Consider the following 10,716-nt stretch of genomic DNA (forward strand, 5'->3'; position numbering starts at 1 on the left):
AAGGTGTCGTGGCTGGGTGCCTCCTCATATTTGATCAACCGCGACAGCGCTTGCTTGCGCTCTTGCGCGAACAGCGAGAACTCCGTCGCATTGGTCGCGCCGCACAGGCTCGCCGCGATCATCATCACGATCAGATCACCGAGCCGGTGCGTGGCGTTGGCAGCACGCGGATCAGGAACCGAGCCGAAATAGCTCTCAAGGCTGGAAATGGCAGTCACTCCTCAGTGGACTGCCTTCCCAAAGAATCCCTTCTCACACCAACTTCAAGCGCAAAATCGCCATATGCGATTCCCCTGCCCTCGAGGGGGAGACTACACAGCCTCATCCCGCCAGCCGGCTTACCATCTCATGTTGCGCATAGGCCCGTCCGAAACGGTTGGCCAGAAATGCATCGAGCGCGATGTCCTCCTGCTTGACGAAGCCGGTCGCCGGCAGGCTGCCGTCGGCCAGCATGTCGAGCACGGCGCAGATGCCGGACGCGGTGGTGATCTGGATGGCGCTGCGGACCGTCTGGCCGATGCGCTGCGAATAGATCTTGTTGGCGTAGGTCTCCTGCAGCAGGCGGCCGTTGCGGCGGCCGGAGACGGTGACGAAGACGATGACCACATCCTGCAGCGTCGAGGGCAGGGAACTTTCAAAGATATCCTTCAGCACGTCGCGGCGATGGCGCAGGCCAAGGTCGTTGAGCAGCGCCTTCATGATCGCGGCGTGGCCGGGATAGCGGATGGTGCGGTAGTTCAGCGTGCGCACCTTGCCCTTCAGCGTCTCGGCCAGCGTGCCGAGGCCGCCGGAGGTGTTGAAGGCCTCGTAGGTGACGCCGTCGAGCGAGAACTCTTCACGCTCTTCCAACGGCGGCACCTCGATCAGCTCCCCTTCGACGATCGCCTCGCAGGGCTCGCAATATTCGTTGATGACACCGTCGGTGCTCCAGGTGAGGTTGTAGTTGAGCGCGTTGGATGGGTATTGCGGCAGCGCGCCGACGCGCATGCGGACGCTTTCCAGCGTGTCGAAACGGCTGGCCAGATCGTTGGCGACGATCGAGATGAAGCCCGGCGCCAGCCCGCATTGCGGGATGAAGGCGCTCCTGGCGTCGTGCGCCAGTTCCTTGACGCGGCGGGTCGAGACGACATCCTCGGTGAGGTCGAGATAATGCACGCCGGCGCTGGCCGCTGCCTCGGCGATGCGCGTGGTCAGGTGAAAGGGGGCGGCGCTCAGCACCGCGAACTTGTCGGCGAGTGCTGCTTCGAGCGCGCCCGGCGCGGCGATGTCGAGCTCCAGCGCCTCGACGCCGGCGGGCAGTTCGGCCGCGGCAAGCTGTGCCGCCGCGCGATCGACGACGGTGACGGAAAAGTCGCCGGTGGCGGCGAGCATCTCCGCGATGGTGGAGCCGATCTTGCCGGCGCCGACGACAACAATTTTCTTCATGACCCAATCCCTCATGCAAAAAGCCAAATCAAGGGAACAGGATCGCAGCTTGCCCGTCGAAAGGAAGCGTGGAATTGTGCAAAATGAAACCTCTATTTACACAATTCGCCGAAGGAATTCGTTGAAATGCTCAGTGAAGCCGAACAGGCCCTGCTTTCCCTGCTGCGCGCCAACGCGCGCGCCTCGACCGCCGAACTGGCGCGGCAGCTCGGCGTGTCGCGGACAACCGTGCAAAGCCGGATCGAACGGCTGGAGCAGCGTGGCATCATATCGGGCTACGGCGTCAGGCTCTCCGCCGACTATGAGCAGGGCCTGGTCAGGGCGCATGTGCTGCTCACCGTCACGCCCAAGCTTGCCGACAAGGTGGTGCGTGCCTTGCAGGCGCTGCCGCCGGTGCGGACGCTGCACTCCGTCAGCGGCAATTTCGACATGATCGTCATCGTCGACGCGCCGTCGATCCGCGACCTCGACGCGTTGCTCGACCGGATCGGCGCCATGGAAGGAGTCGAGCGGACATCGTCGTCGATCATCCTGTCGACGCGCATCGATCGCTGAGTGTCGGGCCGTTCATGGGCGATTCCCGCCCTCTTACCGATTTGTAAGAACCCGGCAAAACGCCGGTATGATTGACAAGGTAGTGTCACGCTCGAACCGATGCGGCCAAACCGAAGCCGAAAACCTGTCGCGTTCCGAGAGGTGGCTTTGAACGTACCGCGTAATGTTTCCGTCTGGCAAAGTCGGTGGATATGCATCGCAACCACCGCCGTGTTGCTGACTATCGCTTTGCTGTCGCTCCCAATGTTCGAAAACGGGCCGATGCAAGATTACGGCGCCCATCAGCTCTGGTTCTGGTAGCGTCCGGATGCAGTCTGAGGAAACTTGGCGGGGAGGCGGTGTCGCCACGTGGCCATCATCCGGCGTGGCGCGCTCTTTTCCCGCGTCTCCGGATTCCCAGATGGTTCTTCTCGTCGTCGCCTTCCTGATCTTCAGGATAGGACTTGCGTCGGTCATCCCACTGTCGATCGATGAAGCCTATGCGGTGGTGGTGTCGCGCAGCCATTCGCTTTCCTACTTCGATCATCCTCCGCTCGGCTTCGCGCTCGCCCGGTTCATGGCGGATATGTCCGGTTGCGAATGCCGGCTCGTGGTGAGGCTTCCCTACGTGCTGCTCGGCTCTGCGTCAGCGCTGCTGCTGTTTGCGCTGACCCGATACGCTTATGGTGCCGTCGTGGCATTCTGGGCAGTGGCCTGGTATACGATCGCGCCGTTCTTTCTCATCTCGGCCGGCCATTTCGTCGTTCCCGACGGGCCGCTTGATTTCTTTCTGTTGGCCGCTGCTTGCCTGGCCGCGCCAATGCTTCTCGGTTCAGAGCCGCGTTTTGCGTTCCTGCGCTGGTGCGCGGCCGGTGTCGCCCTTGGGCTGGCGCTGATGTCGAAATATCAGGCCGGCATATTTTGCATCTCCGCCCTGCTAGTGCTGCTGTTGACGAAGCCCGGTAGGGGCCAGCTGCGGACTGCCGGGCCATGGGTGGCCGGGGCCATCGCGGCACTTGGTCTGTTGCCGGTCGTTCTATGGAACATGGAACACGGCTGGATTTCGCTGGCATTCCAGTCCGGCCGCGGCACCGCCAATGAGGGCCATCTCCTGCATCCCGGCAACCTCGCCACCACGTTGCTCGGCCAGGCCGCCTATCTGTGGCCGCCGATCTGGCTGGTCGCCATGGCGTGCCTGTGGCGAGGTGCCCGCGTCGGCACGCCAACCGATCGCTTCTTCGTGCTGTTCTCGGCGCTTCCCATCGTATTCTTCGATGTGATCGCGCTGTTCAGTGCCCACTCCCTGCCGCACTGGTCGATGAGCGGCTTCCTGTTTGCCTTTCCCCTCGTCGGCCAATGGTGCAGCGTCTATTCGACGCGACGGCCAACCAGGCTTTTCGTATCCTTCGTCATTGCCGCGGGTGTCGTGTCGCTCCTGGCCGTCGGATTTGCGGTGCAGACGACAACCGGCGCGCTGACCAGGCCGTTCTTCCAGAGGGCGTCGAAGTTCGATGTCAACTGGCAACTCGTCGACTGGTCCGCGCTGACGGACAGCAAGATCGCCGACGAGATCAGGCACGCCAACGGATATGTCGTCGCGTCGAACTGGATGCAGGCGGCAAAGCTGGCCTACGAACTTGGCCCGGACATTCCGATCGAGGTGCTTCCTGGCGACCCACGCCACTTCCAGTTCATGGACAAGAGCCCTCTTGCTGGCCGAAACACCGGGTTTTTCATCGCCGCCTTGAATTTCAGCGACGAGGCCGCTCACGAAAAGGACGCTCGCGACAGTCTCGGCAGGCTATTTGCCGTCAACGGCGATGCCCGGCATGTGGTGCAGCAAGTGTACGGATTTCCGGTGTTTGACATGCTCGTCCTGCCGGTGAAGCGCGCGCAGGCGCAACCTCCCAAGGTCAATATGCAGCCGGCGGCGGGACTGCCATGAACAAGGTGGCCCAACAGGGCGGCGGCGTGTTGGCGGACAACGTGCTTCCCATAATGACCGGGCGGGGCGGGGCGGAATTGACGATCGTCGTTCCGACGCTGAACGAGCGCGCCAACATCAGTCTGCTGGTGGACCGGCTGCGGCAATCGCTTCCGCTTCTTGAATGGGAGGTGGTGTTCGTCGACGACGACTCGAAGGATGGCACGATGCTGGCGGTCCGCGACATTGCGGCCAGCGACCACCGGGTTCGCGGCATCCGGCGTATCGCCCGCCGCGGCCTTGCCGGAGCCTGCCTCGAGGGCATCTTGTCGAGTTCGGCACCGATCGTCGCCGTGATGGACGGTGATCTGCAGCACGACGAAACCTGCCTGTCCACCATGTTCGCGGTCCTGCAGCGGGGCGAGGCCGACCTGGTGATTGCCAGTCGTTACCAGGGCAATGGCGGTGCCCATGGCGGATTTACCAAGTTGCGATCGAATGCCAGCCGGCTGGCGACGCGTCTTGCCCGCGTCCTTCTGAGGACGCAGATCGACGATCCGATGAGCGGCTTCTTCATGTTGCGCAGGGAGATCGTCGAGGCGGTGGCCCCCCGGCTGTCGCGGCAAGGCTTCAAAATCCTGCTCGACATCGTCGCGTCTTCGCCTACCACCATCAGGATCAGGGAAATCCCTTACGTGTTCGCCCCGCGCCTGCATGGACAGAGCAAACTCGACTCCCTGGTCGCGCTTGAATACGCCGGTCTGCTGGTTTCGAAAATGTCGGGGGATCTGATCTCGACGCGTTTCCTTGCATTTGGCTTGGTCGGATCCGCCGGCGTCGTCGTCCATCTCTCGGTCCTGCACGCATTGCTGCCGCACGGATTGTCGTTTGCCGTCGCCCAGACAGCTGCCATGTTCACGGCGATGGCCTTCAACTACACGCTGAACAACGCGTTCACCTATCGCGACCAACGTCGGCGCGGCTGGCGGTTCCTGACCGGCTTGCTCATGTTCTCGGCCCTATGCAGCTTCGGCGTCGTGGCAGGTGTCGGGGTATCGACGCTTCTCTACAGCGGCCACTCACGCTGGTGGGTCGCCGGCCTTGCCGGCGCCATCGTCGGTTCGGCGTGGAACTACATCACCAACTCCGCCATCACCTGGCGCCGCCAGTAGAGTGGTCCACTGTTTAGCGAAAGATGCAGAACCGCCCCATCTCCTTGTTTTGACGCTATTGCGGGCGGAAATCCGCCAAGCACTTTTTCTGGAATTGCGCTAATCAGCGGCCATGGGAAAGCTCACCTCCACGGCGAGGCCTGGCCGGCAGTCCTCCAGCGTAATGGAGGCGCCGTGCAGATCGGCAATGGCCCTGACAAGGCTCAGCCCAAGGCCGCTGCCCGGGGTCGAGCGGCTGTGGTCCAGCCGGTAAAGACGCTGAAACACTTTTTCGCGCTCGTCCGCGGGAATGCCCGGTCCATTGTCGGCGACGCCGGCAAGGATGCGCGCGCCCTGGTGCGTCACCGACAGCGTGATCGTGGTTCCGGGAGGGCAGTGGCGCAGCGCGTTTTCGACCAGATTGGCGAACATCTGCGTCAATAGCTCGCGATCGCCGTGGATGCGGTCCGCCGTCCCGTCCAGAAGCGGCGGTGACAGCAACTTGCCGTCATCCTCGGCCACGTCGGAGTAGATATCGGCGATGGTTTGCAGGATCTCGCCCAGATCGACATCGGTGAACCGCGCCTTGCGCGCGCCGGCCTCGATCTGCGCGATTCTCAACAGCGCGTCGAAGGTCTCGTTGATCTGATACCCTTCCACGCGGGCATCGGCCAGGTCGTCGGAGACATCCTCATTTCGCGTGGACTTGTCGGCGGCACCTTCCAGGATCATCTGCAGGCGGTTGAGCGGTGTCTTCAGATCATGCGCGATGTTGGTGCTGACCTGCTTCATGCCTTCGACCAGGCCCGACAGGCGGTCGAGCGCCGCATTGACCTGACTGGAAACGATGTCGATATCGTCGCCGGTGCCGGTCAGCGGGATGCGGGTATCGAGCCGGCCATGCGAGACGTCGACCATGGTGGCGGCGATGCCATCAAGGCGGCGCTGGACACGCGAGGCAAGCAGCGCGCCGCCGGCGACCGCCAGGCCCGTGATGATCAGGGTTGCCCAGCCAAAGCTCATCATCGCCACCGTTTCCAGCTCCTCCGTGTCGGAAAGGCTGAAGGCGACAGTGAGGCTGTAGTGGCCGATCGAGCCGGAAAAGGCACGGTACTCCGTATCGGGAGGGACGCCTGGCAATACAGCGTCGAACGCCGAGAACCCTTCGGGAAGCCCGGCGGCGGTGAAGTTGCCGGCCAGGTGGTTACCGGCCGGGTCGGTCAGCGAAAACAGCTGTTCCTTCTTCGGGCTGAGCTTGGCGTGGCTTTCGATCGTGGTGACAAGGTCTTCCAGGTCGTTCTCGGTATAGGTGGCGGCGACAACCGAATAGGTTTCCTTGATGGTCTCGTCGAGCCGCTCGGCAAGATCGGCGCTCATCATCTCATAGACGATGGCGCCCGACAGCACGAAGGCCAGCATGAACAGGAAGCCGAATGTCAGCGCGAGCCGGAACGGCGTGCTGCGCAGCAGGCGAGACCAGGTACCGGTCATGGTGCGAGCGGAGCGTGCAGGCTGTAGCCGGTGTTGCGGATCGTGTGGATGAGCTGGACGTCGAACGGCTTGTCGACCTTGGCCCGCAACCGGCTGATATGGGTCTCGACGACGCTGGTCTTGGGATCGAAATGAAAATCCCAGACGCGCTCCAGGAGCATGGTGCGGGTGATGACGCGGCCTTCGCCGCGCATCAGCACCTCGAGCAGGCTGAATTCGCGCGGCTGCAGGTCGATCGGCTGGCCCTGCCTGACAACGCGCCGCATGATCAGGTCCATTTCGAGGTCGCCGACCCGCAGGACCGTCTTCTGCTCCTGCGCCGCGGGCCGCCGGCCGAGCGCATTGATGCGGGCGAGCAGCTCGGAAAAGGCGAAGGGCTTGACCAGATAGTCGTCGCCGCCGGCCTCCAGGCCCTCGACACGGTCGTCGATGCCGCCGACGGAGGTGAGAAAGATCGCCGGCGTGCGCACGCCGGCCGCGCGCACCGCCTTGACCATCGACAGGCCGTCGAGACCCGGGATCATGCGGTCGGCGACAATCACGTCATAGCCACCGCTGGTCGCGGCGAAAAGCGCGTCGTGGCCGTTGCGCAGGAGGTCGCAGACATGGCCGGCCTCGGTCAGGCCCTTGACGATGTAGTCCGCCGTCCTTTGGTCGTCCTCGACAAGAAGAAGTCGCATCGCTGTTCCGGTTGATTGCCAATTTGGGCAACAGGCTATCACCGGCGCGGGCCTGTTCCTAGGAGGGCAGGGCGGCGTTGACCGTGTGGCACTCTCCTTACCTTCGTCATCCTCGGGTCCGCGTCGCCACGCTCATGCTCCAGCCGTGGATGACCAAATCAAGGTTCAATCCGATTCCAGCAGAATTTCGTCGGTATCGTCGGCGGCTTTCTTCAGCGTCATGTAGAGAACCAGGGCAAAGATGCAGCCAAGGAAGATCAGGCTGGTGAAGGTGGTGCCGAAACCGAAGCCGCCATACTCGACCGGCTGCGCCAGGAGATCGCCGAAGGAGGCGCCGAGCGGCCGGGTAAGGATGTAGGCGAGCCAGAAGGCCAGGATGGCGTCGAGATTGACGAGATAATAGGCGAGCGCGATGAGCGCGATGGCGCCGCCGAACATCAGGCCGGACGTCAGATAGCCCATGTCGAAGCTCTCGGCGACGAGATCGCCGGCGGCGGTGCCGAGCGAGAAGGTGAACAGGATCGCCAGCCAGTAGAAAATTTCGCGGCGGGTGGTGAAGATGGTGTGGATCGACAGTGTTCTTTCGCTGGCGTACCAGACCGCGAATATCGCCACGAGCGCGACCGAGAAGGCGATCGTGGTCGTCTGCAGGCGCACGCCGAAATTGTCGACGAGGTTGTCGGTGATCAGCGTGCCGACGACGCTGATCAGCACCACCGCCAGCCAGTAGGCCCAGGGTACGTAGCGTTTCTGCGCGAACTGCAGGACAAGGGCGACGATCAGCACGCCGGTCATGATCAGCGAGGTAACGGTCAGCCCGAGCCCGAGATTGACGGCGAGATAGTCCGCCGCCGTCTCGCCCATGGTCACCGCCATCAGCTTGATCAGCCAGAAATCGAGGGTGACGTCCGGAACCCTGTTGTGGCCGTCAGGGTATTGCGGGTTGGGAGAGAGCATGGCAGACCTCCTCAGGCTGATGGTTCGTGGGACTACTTGCCCATGACCTTCATCGCCTGGGCGAAGAAGTCGTCGGCGCGCTTGTCGTCGTCGGCATTGCAGCGTTCGATGCCCTTGCTCTCCAGTTCCAAGACCTTCGACTTGTCGGCGTCGCCGAGCGTGGCCGCTGCTTCCGCGGCACGAAGGGTCTTCAACGTCTCCTCGCAAGGCGCGGTGGCGGCGGCGGAAGCGCTGGAAATCGAGCCGGCGACGGCGACGACGCCCGCTGCGATGGCACGTGCAAATTTTCGCATGAAACCGTTCCCTGCCTTATGCCCGTCCGGGTGCCATAACTGAACCCGACCCTAAACGGCGGGCCGGCATCCAACGATAGGGAAGCGACTTCACTCCAGCCTGTCCGGCGGCATACAATTTCGTAAGAATGGACGCCGGCCGCACAAAAGGCCTTTACGAACCGCGCGCGCGCGCTAATAGAAGCCACCGCCTTGCATCCGCCATCAATGGCGTGCCCCAGTGCCCGAACCTGCAATCCGTGCCCCAGGAAAACCACGAAATGACCTATGCGTCGCTCAAGCCGGTTTCGAAGGCGTTCGTCCAACGCAAGCGGCTGATCTTCGTGCGCGTCGCGGCGGCGCTGGCGGTGCTGCTGCTGTTTCTCACCAAGCCGGCGCTCAGCGAAGGTTCGGACGGGCACGAAACGCTCGAATTTGTCGGCTTCTGCCTGGTGCTCGCCTGCGTCGCCGGGCGGCTGTGGAGCATCCTCTATGTCGGCGGCAAGAAGAACGAGGAGCTGGTTTCGACGGGACCGTTTTCGATCAGCCAGAACCCGCTCTATTTCTTCTCGACGGTCGGCGCGGTCGGCATCGGATTGCTCTACGGCTCGGTTTTGGTCGCCTTGGCGCTGGGCCTCGCCAGCTTCCTCATCTTCCGTGTCACGGCGCGCAAGGAAGCCGAATTTCTCTTGGGTAAATTCGGGCCAGCCTATCTGGCCTACATCACGAGAACGCCGCGGTTCTGGCCGAACCCGCTGCTCTACCGCGACAATGACGAGCTGCAGTTCTCGACGCGGGCGCTCAAGCGCACCTTCTATGACGGGCTCTATTTCCTCGCCATCTTCCCGGCCATCGAGCTGATCGAATATCTCCGGCAGACCGGCGTGCTGTTTCCGGCCTTCATCACGCTCTACTGATTGTCCGGCTTAGGCCAATCTGCGCCAGCGCATCATCGTGACGCCAGGGAGGCATATCGCCGTGCGTTCGAGATCCGCCGTCGTTGACACCGGCTTGACCGCAACGGCCGTGGTCGACCTTCGAGCCACGGCGGCGGAACTCGACCGAATGGCTTGGTACGGCAATCCGGCCTATCGCGCAGCGGTGCTGGTGGAGCGATAGCGCTCGGGGATTGGCGGCCGCTTTCCCATCGAAGTTCAGATGCGGATGACGAAGTCTAGATGCCTCCGCAAATCCCGAACGTCGATAATGATACCTGACCCGAACGATAGAACCCTAGGTGTTTGGTCCCGGCATTTGCTGGAGCGGATTGAGTTTGAAGCGTTCCGGTTGTGAGACCCATGCCTTGCAGATGAACTCGTATGGGGTGAGACCTTTGAGGGTCTTGAGCCTGCGAGCGAAATTGTAGGCGGCAACGAAGTCGGCGAGATGGGTGCGTAGTTGGTCGTGGCCCTCATAGTAGAAGCGCTTGACGGTGGCGTCCTTGATGGTTCGGTTCATTCGCTCGACCTGGCCGTTGGTCCACGGATGCCTCGCCTTGGTCGTGCGATGCTCGATGTCGTTCCTGGCGCAGGTGTACTCGAAGGCGTGAGCGCGGAAGATCTCGCCATTGGCGATTGCCTCCTTGATCAGCGGCACCGCCGAGCCACCGGCACCGGGCGTGGTGAACTGAATGCCGTTATCGGTAAGCACGGTATGAATCTTGTAGGGAACGGCCGCGATCAGGCGCAGTAGAAAGTCTCTTGATACGGCGGTGGGGGCCTTCTCGTGCAACTCGACGAAGGCGAACTTCGAGGTCCGATCAATGGCGACGAACATGTGCAGCTTGCCCTGCTCGGTCCTCACCTCGGCAATGTCGATGTGGAAGTAGCCGATCGGGTAGCTCTTGAATTTCTTCTTCGCCGGTTTGTCACCCTCGACATCCGTCAGGCGGCCGATGCCATGGCGTTGCAGGCAGCGATGCAATGAAGACCGCGTCAGGTGCGGGATGGTTGGCTGCAAGGCATAAAAGCAGTCGTCGAGCGGTAGCAACGTGTAGCGCCGGAAGGCGACGATGATTGCCTCCTCCTCGATCGAGAGCACTGTCGATCTCGGTTCCTTCGGACCAGTCGGCAGATCGGCGACTGAAGTTCGCCTCTTCCACTTGGCGACCGTCTTCTGGTTGATCCCGTAGCGCTTGGCCAGAGCCCTCAGGCTCTCTTGACTATACTGTATCGCTCGACGGACCGCCTCTGTCGTTGTGGCGCTCCCATGCAGAACCTGGCCCATAGCGCATCCTTTGATTCGGAAGATAAGGATGCCCCATCAAAGCCTGGGATCAAACA

At 62.4% G+C, this 10,716-nt stretch carries 11 protein-coding genes and 1 pseudogene; 5 read left to right on the forward strand and 7 right to left on the reverse strand.

The genetic code is table 11. From position 1 onward, the window contains the following. On the reverse strand, positions 1 to 218 hold a 218-nt coding region (locus A3AU_RS0127225), incomplete at its 3' end, for a transposase family protein (RefSeq protein ID WP_027054291.1). Between the two features lie 103 nt (positions 219 to 321). After that, positions 322 to 1,425: a saccharopine dehydrogenase family protein gene (locus tag A3AU_RS0127230; RefSeq protein ID WP_027055690.1), complete on the reverse strand. Its 1,104-nt coding sequence runs from the start codon at positions 1,423 to 1,425 to the stop codon at positions 322 to 324. Between the two features lie 108 nt (positions 1,426 to 1,533). Here A3AU_RS0127230 and A3AU_RS0127235 point away from each other — a divergent pair. The 3 genes and pseudogenes from A3AU_RS0127235 to A3AU_RS0127245 all read left to right on the forward strand — a co-directional run. Next, positions 1,534 to 1,980 (forward strand): annotated as a pseudogene (locus A3AU_RS0127235) (Lrp/AsnC family transcriptional regulator); the annotation flags it as partial. A 400-nt stretch (positions 1,981 to 2,380) separates the two neighbouring features. Beyond that, a complete protein-coding gene (locus A3AU_RS0127240; protein ID WP_027055692.1) occupies positions 2,381 to 3,904 on the forward strand; it encodes an ArnT family glycosyltransferase in 1,524 nt (507 codons plus the stop codon). Further along, on the forward strand, positions 3,901 to 5,055 hold the full coding sequence (locus tag A3AU_RS0127245) for a glycosyltransferase family 2 protein (protein WP_081709691.1): 1,155 nt from the start codon (positions 3,901 to 3,903) through the stop codon (positions 5,053 to 5,055). The genes A3AU_RS0127240 and A3AU_RS0127245 overlap by 4 nt, the downstream gene beginning before the upstream one ends. A gap of 99 nt (positions 5,056 to 5,154) precedes the next feature. On the opposite strand, the gene A3AU_RS0127250 is transcribed toward A3AU_RS0127245, so the two are convergent. The 4 genes from A3AU_RS0127250 to A3AU_RS01000000136220 all read right to left on the reverse strand — a co-directional run bounded on the left by A3AU_RS0127250 (position 5,155) and on the right by A3AU_RS01000000136220 (position 8,455). After that, positions 5,155 to 6,525, reverse strand: coding sequence for a sensor histidine kinase (locus A3AU_RS0127250; protein WP_027055694.1), 1,371 nt, complete (start codon positions 6,523 to 6,525; stop codon positions 5,155 to 5,157). After that, the gene (locus A3AU_RS0127255) at positions 6,522 to 7,205 is read right to left on the reverse strand and encodes a winged helix-turn-helix domain-containing protein (RefSeq protein ID WP_027055695.1); all 684 of its coding nucleotides are present in this window, start codon (positions 7,203 to 7,205) and stop codon (positions 6,522 to 6,524) included. The genes A3AU_RS0127250 and A3AU_RS0127255 overlap by 4 nt, the downstream gene beginning before the upstream one ends. A gap of 165 nt (positions 7,206 to 7,370) precedes the next feature. Beyond that, positions 7,371 to 8,162, reverse strand: a complete 792-nt coding sequence (locus A3AU_RS01000000136215; protein WP_032918254.1) for a COG4705 family protein — start codon at positions 8,160 to 8,162, stop codon at positions 7,371 to 7,373. A gap of 32 nt (positions 8,163 to 8,194) precedes the next feature. Continuing rightward, a complete protein-coding gene (locus tag A3AU_RS01000000136220; protein WP_032918257.1) occupies positions 8,195 to 8,455 on the reverse strand; it encodes a hypothetical protein in 261 nt (86 codons plus the stop codon). Between the two features lie 260 nt (positions 8,456 to 8,715). Here A3AU_RS01000000136220 and A3AU_RS0127265 point away from each other — a divergent pair, with 260 nt between their 5' ends. Then, complete coding sequence (locus A3AU_RS0127265) at positions 8,716 to 9,351, forward strand: methyltransferase family protein (protein ID WP_027055697.1); 636 nt, start codon at positions 8,716 to 8,718, stop codon at positions 9,349 to 9,351. 61 nt (positions 9,352 to 9,412) lie between these two features. Further along, complete coding sequence (locus A3AU_RS1000000139980; protein ID WP_154674680.1) at positions 9,413 to 9,553, forward strand: hypothetical protein; 141 nt, start codon at positions 9,413 to 9,415, stop codon at positions 9,551 to 9,553. 114 nt (positions 9,554 to 9,667) lie between these two features. On the opposite strand, the gene A3AU_RS0127270 is transcribed toward A3AU_RS1000000139980, so the two are convergent. After that, positions 9,668 to 10,660: an IS481 family transposase gene (locus A3AU_RS0127270; protein ID WP_027055698.1), complete on the reverse strand. Its 993-nt coding sequence runs from the start codon at positions 10,658 to 10,660 to the stop codon at positions 9,668 to 9,670. Positions 10,661 to 10,716: the final 56 nt, after the last annotated feature.

The sequence above is a fragment of the Mesorhizobium erdmanii USDA 3471 genome (genome assembly GCF_000472705.1).
GTDB lineage: Bacteria > Pseudomonadota > Alphaproteobacteria > Rhizobiales > Rhizobiaceae > Mesorhizobium > Mesorhizobium erdmanii.